This window comes from Massilia sp. BKSP1R2A-1 (assembly GCF_050586525.1).
Taxonomy (GTDB): domain Bacteria; phylum Pseudomonadota; class Gammaproteobacteria; order Burkholderiales; family Burkholderiaceae_D; genus Telluria.
On sequence record NZ_JBOBRE010000003.1, the window covers coordinates 173,716 to 188,002 of the forward strand.

The following is a 14,287-nucleotide window of genomic DNA, read 5'->3' on the forward strand; positions in this document are numbered from 1 at the left end:
TGGACACGAGCTGGCGCAAACCTTCGGCGAATAATCGTTTGCCAATGAGAATGATTATCATTTAGTATACCTCGCACATTCATTGAGAATGATTCTCATTACGAATGCAGAGTGCCGCCCAGGCGGCGTGACGACCACAACAACACGACTGGACCACCATGGCAGTAACCCCTCCAAGCTTGCGATTCCTACCCGCGCTCATCGCCTTCCTCTTTGTCGCGCCCGCCGGCGCCGCGCCCACCGACGCCGTCCCGCCCGAGACGGCGCCCACCGCCACCAGTCCCGGCACGGTCGTCGTGACCGGCCAGCGCCAGGACCAGTCCGGCAGCGTCACCGTGCTCGATGCCGAGGCGCTGCGCCGCCAGGGCGCCCAGGACATGCAGAACATGGCCCGCTATGCGCCGCTCGTCAGCGTGCCCGGCGCCGCCAGCGGCAGCGGCAATATCTGGGACGGCGCCGGCAACACCGGCTTCAATGTGCGCGGCATCGAAGGCAACCGGGTCAGCCTGGACCTGGACGGCATCGAACTGCCGGACGCCGCGCCGAAGCCCGATGCCTCGACCGTCAACAGCTTCGGCGTCGGCCGCGACTACTTCGACCCCGAGACCTTCCGCAGCGTCAGCATCGTCTCCGGCACCGCAACGGCCGGCCCCGGCGCCCAGGGCCTGGGCGGCGCGGTCTCCTTCGTCACCAAGTCCCCGGACGACTATGTGAGCGCCCAGCGTCCGCGCTACGCCGAATACAAGTTCGGCCTCGACCGTTCGAACGACATGCGCATGCACGCCCTCACCGGCGCCGCCCAGCACGGCGTGCTGCGCGCGCTGGCAGTGGCGGTGCACCGCGAGGGCAGCCGGATGGCCAGCCGAGGCAGCGCCCCCGTGAACCCGGACGACTGGGATTCCGACGCGCTGCTGGCCAAGCTGGCCTGGTCGCCCTGGGCCGGCCACGACTTCACCGTCACCTTCGATGGCTTCCGCGCCCGCCACGAGCGCGCCTACGACAACAAGCAGGGCGCCTCCTATCCGGATGGCGCGCGCCAGGATTCGACCACCCGCCGCGACCGCGCCAGCATCGACCACGTCTACACCGGCGATACGCCCTGGTTCTCGCGCCTGGAAAGCCGCCTCTACGTCCAGGACGCCGAGATCGAAGACCTGACCCATGCGCGCTACGTCACCGGCGGCCAGCCGACCCTGCGCGACATCGCCACCAGCTACGAAACCCGCAGCGTGGGCTTTTCCAGCAGCGCCGGCACATCGATCGGCGCGCATTCGCTCGACTATGGATTCAGCGTCGAGCACACCGGGACCAGCCGTCCATGGGTCGAGAACCGCACCATCGTCGCCACCGGCGCCCGCCAGGTCACGGTCAAGAACCGCATGGCCGACGTGGACACGCTCAAGGCCAGCGCCTTCGTGCGTGGCGTCCTGCGCCTGTCGAACACCTTCAGCGCGATCCCGGCACTGCGCGCCACCCGGCGCGAGATGAAGCCGGACAGCACCGCCGGCTATGCGGTGTCGATCCCGAACGCGGCGCGCGAGCTGGGCAAGGAAACGGACAGCTACGCCACGCCGAGCCTGACCCTGAACGCGCAGCTGAACCGCGACATGCTGGCCTACGCCCAGTACAGCCGCGGCGCCCGCCTGCCCACGAGCGCCGAGCGCACCGGCACCTACGATTCCTTCAGCTACAGCGGCGCCGGCAACGGTTATGCGGTGCTCGGCAACCCGGATCTCGCACGCGAGACCAGCAATGCCTTCGAGATCGGCCTGAAAGGGAATGCGGCCCGCGGACTGAAACTGCACGCGGCCCTGTTCCAGACCCGCTACGAGAACTTCATCGAGTATGCGGCGCAGCCCGCCGATCCGGTCAACTACCCGACCATCACCTTCGGCCTGTACCGGCCCGAGAACGTGGGCGATGCCCGCACCTGGGGTGGCGAAGCGACGCTGGACGCCGAGCTGGGCGCCTGGAACAGCGACTTGCGCGGCGCACGCCTGACGCTTGCCGGCGGCGTCCAGCGCAGCAAGGCGCGCAACACCGCCAGCGGCAAGGAAGGCCCGCTGGCCTCGACCTTGCCGCGCAAGACCAGCTTCATCGCCGCCTGGGACGACCCGCTCGGGCGCGGCGGCGCCTCCTTCGCCGCCGTGTACGTGGCGGCCAAGCAGGCGCAGCCGGACGTGATCTCGGGCGTGACGACGGCGCGCTTCGCCGTCCCCTCGAGCACCGTGCTGGACCTGACCGCCTACTGGAACATCAACCGCCACGCGGCCCTCGGCGCCGGCATCTACAACCTGGCCGACCGCAAGTACTGGGACTACGCCTCTTCGCGCGGCCTGCCCGCGGGAACGAGCGCGGTGGCCCTCGCCGACATCGAACGCCAGGCGCGCCCGGGGCGCTACGCCGCCCTCAGTCTGAAGATCAGCTACTAATCATTCGACTACAAGGAGAACCCATGAAGACCACCCGCCGCATCTTTGTCGCAGCCGCCATCGCCATCGCTACCATCGGCGGCGCCCACGCCGCCACCCTGCTGGAACGCTGGAACACGCTGCGCGCCGAGAAGCCCCACGTGCGCATCCGCGACGCCGCCCGCCAGCTGGGGGTGTCCGAAGCCGAACTGCTCGCAACAGGCATCGGCAGCACCGTGGTGCGCCTGAGCGAGGCGAATCACGGCCCGCGCGAGATCATGCGCCGCGCCCTCGACCTGGGAACCGTGATGGCCTTGAGCCGCAACGACAACTGCGTCATCGAAGTCACCGGCACCGCGATGCGCCTGAAACCCCAGCAGGAAGCAGCGGATGCGAAGGCCGACCCGGAACGCGAGGCGCGCATGCTGAACATCGCGGGCGGCTACCTGGGCGGCCCGATCGACCTGCGCTTCCAGTTCCCGCAGTGGAAATACGTGTTCGCCGTCAGCCAGCCGATGCGCGACGGCGCGGTCAGCCGCAGCCTGCAGTTCTTCGACGCCAGCGGCGTCGCGGTCCACAAGCTGTACGTGAAGAGCGATGCCGGCGTGCCGGTATTCGAGAAGCTGGTGGCGGACTTCCGCCATCCGCGCCAGGATGCGAAACTGGACCTCGCGGCAGCCAGTCCAACACCGGCCGAAAAGCCGGATAGCGCCATCGACGTCAAGGAGTTCCAGCAGGCCTGGCGTGACATGAGCGACGTCCACCAGTTCAACCGCATCGTGTCCGAGTTCGGCCTCACGCGCGAACAGGCGATGCGGCTGGCGCCTGAGGGTGTGGTGCAGAAGCTCGATCCCGCCGCCGTGCGCGGCCTGCTGCAGGGTGCGGCGAAGAACGGCGTCGCCATCATGGCGTTCGTCGGCAACGCGGGCGTGACCCAGATCTACAGCGGCAAGATCGACAAGGTGGCGGACGCCGAAGGCTGGCTCAACGTGCTCGACCCAAACTTCAACCTGCACCTGAACGACGACGCCCTGCGCAGCGGCTACGTGGTGCGCCGCGCCGGCGTGACCTCGGTGGAGTTCTTCGACACTGACGGTAACTTGGTGGTGACCTTCTTCGGCGTGCGCCAGCCGGGCAAGCCGCAGCCGCAGGAATGGCTGGACCTGGCGGCCTCGCTGAAGAAAGCGTAAAGGTTCAGGCGGCGGGGCCGAGCAGTTCCTCGACCCGCCGCAGGCGCTGCGCCAGGTCGCCTTCGAGCAGCACATAGGGAATGGCGCGCGCCGCCAGGGTGTCCAGCAGCATCCGGTGCACCTTCTGGCGCACCTCTTCCGACTCGCGCTGCAGGCCGTCCGGCTCCCAGGGACTGTCCGGCGCCGTCACCAGGGTCAGGGCATAGTCATGGCGCGTGTCCAGGCGCGCCAGCTGCGGGTCGACCCGGCCCCAGTACTGGCGGCTGTAGAGGGCCGTCATCAGGGGCGTGGTATCGCAGAACAGGAAGCCGCTTGCGCGCCTGGCCGCCTCGTCTTCCCGCTCCACCTGGGTGCGGGCGATCGGATACTGGTCGCTCTCGAAGGGCACGCGGCCGCGCGTATCGACGAATTCGCGCAGGTATTCCGGCACCCAGAGGGTGCCATAGCGCGCCGCCAGCGCCTCGGCCAGCGTCGACTTGCCCGAGGATTCGGCTCCGAGGATCGCGATTCTCTGCACGGGCCGGCTCATGCATCCCTCCGCGCGATGTTCGACCAGGCGCGCCAGCCGGTCCAGGCCAGGCCGACGAAGACGGCATACAGCAGCGCCGTCAGCATCAGGCCCTTGTAGACGTAGAGGCCGACATAGAGCACGTCCACCACGATCCAGACCAGCCAGTTCTCGACCTTCTTGCGGCCCAGCAGGAGCTGGCCCACCAGGCTGCCGGCGGTCAGGAAGCCGTCCGCATGCGGCACGTCGGTGTCGGTGAGGTGGTCGAGGAAGGAGGACAGCAGGAGAAAACCGAGCGCCCAGCCGGCGATCCCCCACTGCCACCCGGCGCGCTTGAGGCGCGTGACGACCAGCTGCTGTTCGCCGGCCCCGTGCAGCCACTGGTACCAGCCCCAGACCGAGGCGGCGATGAAGACGAACTGCAGTCCCATGTCGCCGTACAGCTTCGCCTCGAAGAAGACGGCGGCATAGGTCGCAGATGAGGCGATCGAGAACAGCCAGGCCCAGTGCTTCTGGCGGATGTTCAGGGCGACGGTGGTGACCGCCAGCAGGAAGGAGATCAGTTCCAGCGGCGTGGTGAAGAAGCCCAGGAAGGCCAGCTGTTCGTTCATGGGCAGCAGATTGGGTGAAGGTCGTCAGGTCAACAGTGGATTATGGAAGCTGGCGGGGGAATCCGCAAGCCGGACCGTCCGGATCCGGACACGCTTGCCCGCTTGCGTGCATCCGCGGCGCGGGGGAAGCGGCGGCCCCAGAGGGGAACGCGGCTGGCACGGTGCTTGCAATAGACGGCGCAAGACCATTCTCACAAGCACCATGGACCGCGCCCTCGACCCTGCCCTGATTCACCGCCGCCGCCGCATCCGCCTGGGCGGCGCCCTCCTGCTGCTCGCCTGCGCCGTGCTGGCCTGCTGGCAGCTCAACCGCCTGCTGCGTCCCAGCGTCGCCGCCGGCGACATCGTCGTCTCGACCGTGCGGCGCGGCGACGTCGCCAATACCGTCAACGCCGCCGGTGTCGTCATCCCGGTGCACGAGGAAGTCGTCGCCAGTCCGGTGACCAGCCGGGTCGCCAAGGTGCTGGCCAAGCCGGGCCAGCTGGTAAAGGCCGGCGACGTCCTCCTGGTACTCGACGACCGCGAGATCGTGCTGGCCGTGGACACCTTGCGCGAGCAGCTGGCGCAGCAGGAAAACCGCATCGCCACCTCGAAACTGGAGCTGGAGCAGAAGCACAAGCAGCTCGCAAGCAGCGTCGAGCTGCTCGAACTCGACCTGCTCTCCAGCCGCGCGCTGAACGAACGCAACCAGAAACTGCGCCAGAGCGGCCTGGTCTCGGGCGAGAACCTGCTGGCGGGAGAGCTTGCGGTGAAGCGCGCCGAGATCCAGCTGCGCCAGCAGCGCGAACTGATCGCCGACAGCCGCCGCAGCACCGCCACCAGCATCGCGGCCGCCACCCTGCAGCAGGAGATCCTGAAAAAGCAGCTCGCCCAGCAGGAGAACAAGCTGGCCCAGGCGAAGGTGGCGGCGCCCTTCTCCGGCATGCTCACCTCGCTGGTGCAGGAGGAAGGCGCCAGCGTCGCCGCCGGCCAGCTGCTGGCGCGCGTGTCGGAACTGAACAACTACCGGGTCGAAGCCAGCGTCTCGGACTTCCATGCGCGCCTGCTCGCCCCTAGCCAGGAAGTGCGGATCGAGCAGAACGGCGAGCGCTTGCAGGGACGCGTGCACACCGTGCTGCCGGAGATCCAGAACGGCACCGTCAAGCTGCTGGTCGACCTGGACAAGCCCGGCAGCCCGCTGCTGCGCAACAAGATGCGGGTCGACGTCAGCGTCGTCACCGCCCACAAGAAGGGCGCACTGGTGCTCGACAGCGGCGCCGCATTCAACGGCGCCGGCCGCCAGGCCGCGTTCGCGGTGCGCGACGGCGTCGCCCGCAAGACCATGCTGCAACTGGGCGCCAGCGACGGCAGGCTGGTCGAAGTCCTGGCCGGCGCGCGCCCGGGCGAGCGCTTCATCGTCTCCGACACCAGGGCGTTCGCCAACCGGGACACCATCCGTATCACCAATTAACGAGAACAAGAGGGAGTCATGATCAAACTGAACAAGGTCAGCAAGACCTACCGCACCGACAAGGTGGAGACCCTGGCGCTGAAGGACGTCGACCTGCACGTCCAGAAGGGCGAGTTCCTCGCCATGATGGGCCCGAGCGGCTGCGGCAAGAGCACCCTGCTCAATCTCATCGGCCTGCTCGACCGCCCCGGCCAGGGCAGCATCGAAGTCGACGGCGTGCCCCTGACCCGCTACCGCGACAGGCAGGTGGCGCGCCTGCGCAACCAGACCTTCGGCTTCATCTTCCAGAGCTTCCACCTGATCCCCGACCTGCGCGTGATCGACAACGTCGAGCTGCCCCTGCTCTACCGCAGTTTGCAGGCCGGCGAGCGACGCCGCCTGGCGCGCGAGGCGCTGGAAAAGGTCGGCCTGGGTGCGCGCATGGACCACTACCCGAACCAGCTCTCCGGCGGCCAGCAGCAGCGCGTCGCGATCGCCCGCGCCATCGTCGGCCGGCCCCAGGTACTGCTGGCCGACGAGCCGACCGGTAACCTCGACAGCAAGATGGGCGAGGAAGTGATGGACATCCTGCTCAAGCTCAACGCCGAGGGCACCACCGTGGTGATGGTGACGCACGACGAGCGCGAGGCGCGCCGCACCAGCCGCATCGTGCGCGTGTTCGACGGCCAGCTGGTCGCCTAAGGAGTCGGCCATGCTCCGCAACTATCTCCTGACGGCGTGGAAGGTGTTCATGCGCCGCAAGCTGTTCACCCTGATTAACCTGCTGTGCATCGTCCTGACGCTGGTGGTGCTGATGGTCGTGGTCTCGCTGCTCGAGACGGCCTTCCGCCCTTCCGGCGTCGAAGGCAGGAGCGAACGCTTCCTGCAAATCATCCAGATGCGCATGGAGAGCCCGAAACGCGACAGCATCAGCACCTCGCCGCTCGGCTACAAGCTGATCGACAAATACCTCAAGCCGATGCCGGGCGTCGAGCGCGTCGCCATGGTCACGATGGTGCAGCCGGTCTCGGTCTACCAGGGCGAGACCGTCAGCGAGCTGCAGATGCGGCGCGCCGATGCCGACTACTGGAAGGTGCTCGACTTCCGCCTGCTCGCCGGGCGTCTTCCCACCAGCGCGGACGATGCCAACGGCCGCCATATCGCCGTCATCAACGCCACCACCGCACGGCGCCTGTTCCCCGGCGTGCCGCAGGTCGCGATCGGCCAGCGCATCGACGTCGGCGGCGTGGTCTACGAGATCGTGGGCGTAGTGGGCGACGCGATGCACCTGAACGCCTATGCCGACATCTGGGCGCCGGTGTCCACCTTCCCTTCCACGGACTACCGCAACCAGCTCACCGGCCAGTTCATTGCCCTGATCCTGGCGCGCGACGCCGCCGACCTGCCGGCCATCCAGCGCCAGGTGGCGCAGATCGCCGCCAGCATGGTGCACGACGATCCGGCGCAGTGGAAAACCATCCGCTTCTGGGCCGACAGCAAGCTCGATGTGTTTTCCCGCACCCTGGTCGGCAGCAGCGAGCAAGCCGATTCCGGCGCCGGCGCCGTGCTGGCCGGGATCGCCGCGGGCATGCTGCTCTTCATGCTGCTGCCGGCGCTGAACCTGGTCAACCTGAATACCGGCCGCATCCTGGAACGCCGCACCGAGATCGGCGTGCGCAAGGCCTTCGGCGCCACCAGCCGCCAGCTGGCCGTGCAGCTGGTGGTCGAGAACGTCCTGCTGTGCGTCTGCGGTGGGCTGCTCGCCCTCGGCCTCACCGTGCTGGCGCTGCATTGGCTGGAAGCCAGCGCCCTGATTCCCTACCTCGAGGTCGACCTGAACCTGGCTGTCTTCGGCTGGGGCATGCTGATCGCCGCCGTCTTCGGCATCGTTTCCGGCGTGCTGCCCGCCTGGAAGATGTCGCGCCTCGACCCCGTCCACGCCCTGAAAGGAGGCGCATGATGTTCCGCCATTTACTGAAACTGAGCTGGAAACGCAAAACCAGGAACCTGATGCTGAGCCTCGAGATCCTGATCGCCTTCACCATCGTCTTCGGCGTCGCCGCCTTCGGCCTGCGCTACTGGCAGCTCTACAACATGCCGCTCGGCTTCGAGAGCCGCGACCTGTGGGCGGTCAGGATGCACGTCGGCGACGAGGAGAAAACCCGGATCGGCCTCGAGGGCTACGAGGCCCTGCGGCGCGGCCTGATGGAAATGCCGGAGGTGCGCGATGTCGCCTTCGTCAGCTTCGAGCCCTATGTCAACGCGAGCATGTTCAGCAAGCTGCGGCGCAAGGCCGGCGAAGGCGATGGCTTCAATACGGAACTGCTCGACGCCGACGACCGTGCCGCCGCCGTGCTGGGCCTGAAGCTGGTCGAGGGCCGCTGGTTCTCGGCGCTGGACAATGGCAGCGCCGATCGGCCGGCCGTCATCAACCGCAGGATGGCCGAGGCGATGTTCCCGGGCGAGCGCGCACTGGGACAGGTCTTCTTCGACCGCGAGGGGAAGCAGGACGTGCCGCACCGCGTGGTCGGCGTGGTCGACGCCTATCGCGCCAAGGGCGAGCTGGCGGCGCCGCTCAACCATGCCTTCACCCGCTTCGTCGCCGACCAGAACCGCTGGGATGTGCGCACCATCCTGCTGCGCGTGGCGCCCGGCACCGAGCGCGCTTTCGAGAAGCGCCTCAACGAGCGCCTGAAACTGATCCGCAAGGACTGGAGCTACCAGATCACGCCCTCGTCCGCGGCCCGCGCCTCGATGCTCAAGCAGCACATGGCGCCCCTGGTCGTGGTGGGCATCATCGCCGCCTTCATGCTGGTGATGGTCGCCTTCGGCCTGTTCGGCGCCCTGTGGCAGAACACCACCCAGCGCATCCCGGAAATCGGGCTGCGCCGGGCCATCGGCGCCACCGCCGGCGAGATCTACCGCCAGATCGTCCTCGAGCAGTTCCTGCTCAGTTCCGTCGCCATCGTGCTGGGCCTGGCGCTGCTGGTGCAGCTGCCGCTCACCCGGGTGCTGGGCGAACACCTCGACTGGGCGGTCTTCGCCCAGGCGGCAAGCCTGTCGATGGCGGTGATCTATCTGCTATCCTTGCTGTGCGCCCTCTACCCGGGCTGGCGCGCCAGCCGCCTGAGCCCGACCGAAGCGCTGCATCACGAATAAGAACGAAAGAGATCCACCATGGAAGCACCACGCACGCCGCGCATCCTGGTCGTCGACGACGACGGCGCGGTCCAGGTTTCGCTGGCCCTGCTGCTCAAGCAGTCCGGCTTCGACGCGCTCTGCTGCGACGGGCCGGCGGCGGCCCTCGCGCTCCTGGCAAGCCAGCCATTCGACCTCGTCCTGCAGGACATGAATTTCTCCCTGCAGACCAGCGGCGCAGAAGGCCTGGCGCTGCTGGAGCAGATCCGCCAGCGCCACCCTGCCCTGCCGGTGCTCCTGATGACGGCCTGGGGTTCGATTGCGCTGGCGGTTGCCGGCATCAAGGCCGGCGCCGCCAACTTCTTCACCAAGCCCTGGGACAATGCCCAGCTGATGGACCTGATCGCGGCGACCCTGCAACTCAAGGGACCGGATGCGGACGGGCCGGGCCGCAAGGCGCTGGACGCCCAGTTCGATTTCGACGGGATCGTCGGCGAACATCCGAAGCTGCTGCGGGTCCTGGCCACGATCGGCCAGGTTGCGCGCACCCGCGCCCCGGTGCTGATCCTCGGTGAAAGCGGCACCGGCAAGGAGCTGGTGGCCGACGCCATCCACCGCAACAGCCCGCGGGCGCAACAAGCCATCGTCAAGATCAATATGGGGGCGATCACGCCCACCCTGTTCGAAAGCGAGATGTTCGGCCACGTGCGCGGCGCCTTCACGGATGCGCGCAGCGACCGCAAGGGCCACGTCGCCTGCGCCGACGGCGGCACCCTGTTCCTGGACGAGATCGGCGAGCTCAATCGCGGCGACCAGGTCAAGCTTCTGCGCGTGCTGCAAGACCAGCGCTACCAGCCGGTCGGCGCCAGCCGCAGCGAGCAGGCCGACATCCGCGTGGTCTCGGCCACCAACCGCGAGCTGGCCGAACTGGTGGCGAGCGGCGACTTCCGCGAAGACCTGTTCTACCGCCTGAACCTGATCACGATCCGCCTGCCGGCGCTGCGCGAGCGGCGCAGCGACATCCCCCTGCTGGCGCGCCACATCGCGGCCACGGTGGCGGACAGCTACGGCCTGGGTGAGGTCACGCTCACCAACGGCGCCCTCGACTGGCTCACCGCCCAACCCTGGCCCGGGAATATCCGCCAGCTGCGCCAGACCATGGAACGCACCCTGCTGCTGTCGGGCTCCTCCCAGCTGGGCCAGGCCGATTTCGCCGCCGCCGGGCGCCTCGACGATGGGGCCGGTCCTGCCTCCCAGCGGCTCGGTGTGGACGGCATGACGCTGGAGCAGGTCGAACGGCGCATAATCGAACAGGCCCTCGACCAGCATGGCGGCAACATCACCCGCGTCGCCAGGGCCCTGGGCCTGTCGCGCACCGCCCTGTACCGCCGTCTGGAGCGCCACGGCCTGGCCGAACCCGGCGCCGCCGGCGAATGAGTCTGCGCCACCGCCTGGGCGCTTACCTGGTGCTCCTGCACCTGCTGCTGTTCGCGGCCACCGCCCTGCTCCTGAAGGACCGGCCGCTGCTCTTCGTCGGGCTCGAGACGCTGCTGCTGCTCAGCCTTGCGCTGGGCTTCGCCCTGCTGCGCCAGGCCCTCGAGCCGCTCGGCTACACGCGCCGCTTCCACGACCTGCTGCAGGACCAGAACTACGCCAACCAGCTGGCGGCGCCGGCCTCGCGCGAGCTCGACGAACTGGTTTCCCTGTTCAACACCATGCTGGCCGCCCTGCACCGCGAGCGCCTGGCGGCCGGCGAGCAGCAGGGCTTCCTCGACCGCCTGCTGGAGGCAACGCCGAGCGCCGTGCTGGTCTTCGATTTCGACGGCGCGGTCAGCCTGCTCAATGCCAGCGCCCTCTCCCTGCTCGGGCTGAGCGAGGCGCAGGGCAAGCCGCTGAAGGCCTGGGTGGACGGCGCGGCACACTTCGGCCCCGGCCTCGATGCGCGCGCGCAAGCGCGTAGCCGCGACCTGGTCGCCCAGCTCGACGCCCTGCCCGCGGGCGACACCGGCCTGCTCACCGATACCGAGGGGCGGCGCTACCGCGCCCAGCGCGGACACTTCTTCGACCGCGGCTTCGCGCGCCACTTCCTCATGGTCGAGGAACTGACGGCCGAACTGGAAGATTCCGAACGCGCCACCTACGCCAAGCTGGTGCGGGTGCTGGCCCACGAGGTCAACAACACGGTTGCCGCCACCCGCTCGGTGCTCGACTCCCTGCTGTTCTACCGCCGCCAGCTGGGCGAATCGGACGCCGCCGATTTCACGACCGCGATCGAGGCGGTCAAGCGCCGCAACGTCAGCCTCGGCGAATTCATCGACCGGTTTACCCGGGTAGTGAAGATGCCGGCGCCGGAACTGCGCCCGGCCAGCATCAAGGCGATGGTCGACGACATCCTGTGGCTCAGCCGGGAGCAATGCGCACGCAGCAGCATCCGGCTCGGCTGGCGGCGCTGCGACGAGGTGGCGCCCTTGCTGCTCGATGCCGGCTTGATGGAAGGCGCCTTGCTCAACATCGTGAAGAATGCGATCGAGGCGGTGCTGGAAAAAGGAGCGAGCGGCGGCTATGTCGAATTGTCGCTGGAAAAGCATGGAGCGGAAGCGGTGCTGGCCGTGATCGATTCCGCCGACCTCCTGGGCGCCGTGGCGCCGCGCCAGCTATTCACACCCTTCTTCAGCACCAAGCAGGGCGGCCAGGGCATCGGCCTGATGTTCGTGCGCGAAGTCCTGGCCCGTCACGGCCTGGCGTATTCGCTGGCCTCGACCGGCCATGGCGAAACGCGCTTCGAGATCCGCTTCCCGCTCGCTCCATGAAAAAACCGCCGCGGGATCGCTCCACGCGGCGGCTTTTCGGACGATCTCCGAATTACTTTTTCGGATACTTGATCGTCATTTCCTTCAGCAGGTTGTCGGCATGGTCGACTTCCTTCATCACCCACAGCATGTAGCGGATGTCGACGTGGATGGCGCGTGTGATGTCGCTGTCGAAGTACCAGTCCTTGGTGATCGACTCGTAGGTGGAGTCGAAGTTCAGGCCCACCAGTTCGCCGCGCTTGTTCATCACGGCCGAACCCGAGTTGCCGCCGGTGGTGTCGGCGCTCGACAGGAAGTTCACCGGAACGGTGCCCAGCACCGGGTCCTTGAACACGCCATAACGTTTCGCCTTGATCGCTTCGCTCAACGCCGCGGGGACGATGAAGGGATCCTTGTTGGTCGCTTTCTCGACGATGCCTTCGACGGTCGTGAACGGACCCTTGACCAGGCCGTCGCGCGGCGCGTACGGCGACACGGTGCCGTAGGTCACGCGCAGGGTCGAGTTGGCGTCCGGGTAGACCGGTTTGCCCTGCGACTTCTTCCAGGCGATGACGGCGGCCATGTATTGCGGGATCACGCGTTCCAGGTTGCCGTCGATCTCGTTGCGGCGGTTCTCCAGGCTAAGTCCCGTGTCATGCAGGCGCACGGCCAGCTGGATGAAGGGGTCGCCCGACTTGCGGAAGGATTCCGGATCCTTGCCGATCCAGGCCAGGCGCTTGGCGGTGTCGTCCAGGTCGGTCGCCTTGTACATGGCGTTCAGCGCGGTCGGCGCCGGCAGCAGCGCGTCCAGGCCCTGCGGACGCAGCTTCGCATCGATGCGGGCATAGCGCGCCAGGGCGGCGCCGTAGCGGGCTTCGTCGACTTGCGGCACGAAGGACTGTTCGAGGCGGGTCAGGCGCGCCTTGATGAAGGACAGGTCGCGCTCCTGGTAGCCGGCCTCGCGCTGGGCGTCAGGCTTCTGGCGTTCCAGCGCCAGGCGGTACAGGGTGCGCGCGCTCTTGAGCAGGTCGCTGTGGGTAGCTTCGAGCCAGGCGCCTTCCTGGCGCGATTGCGCCATGTCCTGGGCGATCACGCCGTCCAGCTCGGACAGCAGGTTCTTCGCCCCAATGCCCTTCTGCTTGTGCCAGGCGCGGAACTCGGCGTCCTGCACGTCCTTGATCGCGGCGATGTCCTTGCGCGCGAAGCCGTCGATCAGGCCCTGCGTCTTCTTCAGCACGTTGTTCAGGCTCTTGGCCACGCTCGCGTAGCGCACGTCCCAGGCGGCGTTGCCCATGGTGGCGGCCGAGATCACCGACAGGTCGGCGGTGATGCCGGCGGCGCGGCCCGGCAGTTCGACGTCGCGCGCGAAGCGGATCTCGGTCGGCAGCTTGTAGCGGCTGGTGCGGCCCGGGTAGCCGGCCAGCAGGATCGGATCGCCGTTCTTCAGTCCTTCGGCGGATACCACCAGGAAGTCCTTCGATTTATAAGGCACGTTGTTCGGCGACGGGTCGGCCGGTCGGCCGTCCGGGCCGACGTAAGCGCGCAGGAAGGAGTAGTCGCCGGTCTGGCGCGGCCACTCGTAGTTGTCGATGTCGCCGCCGAAGTTGCCGATGCGGTCCGACGGCGCGTACACCAGGCGCACGTCGCGGATCATCAGCTGCTTGATGCGGTAGTACTCGAGGCCGCGGTGGAAGGCCGGCACCGAGCAGCGGGCCGACTTGTCCGTCTCGCACTCGGCGATCAGGGACTTGATGCGCGACTCGACCAGCTCGTGGCGCTCGCGGCCCGACATCGACGGCGACAGCCCCTTGAGCACGCGGTCGGTCACGTTCTCGACCTTTTCGGTCACGTAGACCAGGGTGTTCGGGCCGCCCGGCAGTTCCTCGGCGCGGGTCTTGGCCAGGAAGCCGTTGACGATGTAATTCTTCTCGGGGGTCGAATTGCGCTGGATGGCGCCGTAGGCGCAGTGGTGGTTGGTGACGACCAGGCCGTCCGGCGAAACGAAGGAAGCGGAACAGCCGCCCAGCGAGACGATGGCGCTCATCGGATGCTTGGCCAGGTCGGCCAGCTTCTCGGCCGGAATGGTGATGCCGATGCGCTTGAGCTCGGATTTCAGTTGCGGCAGCTGGTGCGGCTGCCACTGGCCTTCGTCGGCGCTTGCCAAGGCCGAAATGCCCATCAATGCAACGGGCAGGAACGATTTGAACATGT

11 protein-coding genes are annotated in these 14,287 nt (G+C 67.7%); 8 read left to right on the plus strand and 3 right to left on the minus strand.

Annotation, left to right across the window (positions count from 1 at the left end; genetic code table 11):
- The first annotated feature begins 179 nt into the window (after positions 1–179).
- Both ACQ7JA_RS06400 and ACQ7JA_RS06405 read left to right on the plus strand, forming a co-directional pair.
- Positions 180–2,432: a TonB-dependent receptor domain-containing protein gene (locus ACQ7JA_RS06400; protein WP_430895698.1), complete on the plus strand. Its 2,253-nt coding sequence runs from the start codon at positions 180–182 to the stop codon at positions 2,430–2,432.
- A 23-nt stretch (positions 2,433–2,455) separates the two neighbouring features.
- On the plus strand, positions 2,456–3,601 hold the full coding sequence (locus ACQ7JA_RS06405) for a hemin-degrading factor (protein ID WP_430895700.1): 1,146 nt from the start codon (positions 2,456–2,458) through the stop codon (positions 3,599–3,601).
- A 4-nt stretch (positions 3,602–3,605) separates the two neighbouring features.
- Here the strand turns inward: ACQ7JA_RS06405 and ACQ7JA_RS06410 are convergent, their stop codons facing one another.
- Both ACQ7JA_RS06410 and pnuC read right to left on the minus strand, forming a co-directional pair.
- Positions 3,606–4,130 carry an AAA family ATPase gene (locus ACQ7JA_RS06410; protein ID WP_430895702.1) on the minus strand — a complete coding sequence of 175 codons (525 nt, stop codon included), beginning with the start codon at positions 4,128–4,130 and terminating at the stop codon, positions 3,606–3,608.
- Entirely contained in the window at positions 4,127–4,720 is a 594-nt protein-coding gene (pnuC, locus tag ACQ7JA_RS06415; protein ID WP_430895704.1) for a nicotinamide riboside transporter PnuC, read from the minus strand. Before pnuC ends, ACQ7JA_RS06410 begins: the two co-directional genes overlap by 4 nt.
- Positions 4,721–4,922: 202 nt before the next feature.
- Here pnuC and ACQ7JA_RS06420 point away from each other — a divergent pair, with 202 nt between their 5' ends.
- From ACQ7JA_RS06420 to ACQ7JA_RS06445, 6 genes are read left to right on the plus strand one after another with little or no spacing between them, the layout of a single operon-like run.
- Entirely contained in the window at positions 4,923–6,170 is a 1,248-nt protein-coding gene (locus ACQ7JA_RS06420; protein ID WP_430895706.1) for an efflux RND transporter periplasmic adaptor subunit, read from the plus strand.
- A gap of 18 nt (positions 6,171–6,188) precedes the next feature.
- Positions 6,189–6,851 carry an ABC transporter ATP-binding protein gene (locus tag ACQ7JA_RS06425; protein ID WP_430895708.1) on the plus strand — a complete coding sequence of 221 codons (663 nt, stop codon included), beginning with the start codon at positions 6,189–6,191 and terminating at the stop codon, positions 6,849–6,851.
- Positions 6,852–6,861: 10 nt separating this feature from the next.
- Positions 6,862–8,109: an ABC transporter permease gene (locus tag ACQ7JA_RS06430; protein WP_430895710.1), complete on the plus strand. Its 1,248-nt coding sequence runs from the start codon at positions 6,862–6,864 to the stop codon at positions 8,107–8,109.
- Between the two features lie 50 nt (positions 8,110–8,159).
- Positions 8,160–9,308: an ABC transporter permease gene (locus tag ACQ7JA_RS06435; RefSeq protein WP_430895712.1), complete on the plus strand. Its 1,149-nt coding sequence runs from the start codon at positions 8,160–8,162 to the stop codon at positions 9,306–9,308.
- Positions 9,309–9,326: 18 nt separating this feature from the next.
- Entirely contained in the window at positions 9,327–10,724 is a 1,398-nt protein-coding gene (locus ACQ7JA_RS06440; protein ID WP_430895714.1) for a sigma-54-dependent transcriptional regulator, read from the plus strand.
- Positions 10,721–12,097, plus strand: coding sequence for a sensor histidine kinase (locus ACQ7JA_RS06445; protein WP_430895716.1), 1,377 nt, complete (start codon positions 10,721–10,723; stop codon positions 12,095–12,097). Before ACQ7JA_RS06440 ends, ACQ7JA_RS06445 begins: the two co-directional genes overlap by 4 nt.
- Before the next feature lie 52 nt (positions 12,098–12,149).
- Here ACQ7JA_RS06445 and ACQ7JA_RS06450 read toward each other — a convergent pair whose 3' ends face one another.
- Positions 12,150–14,285, minus strand: coding sequence for a S46 family peptidase (locus ACQ7JA_RS06450; protein ID WP_430895718.1), 2,136 nt, complete (start codon positions 14,283–14,285; stop codon positions 12,150–12,152).
- Positions 14,286–14,287: the final 2 nt, after the last annotated feature.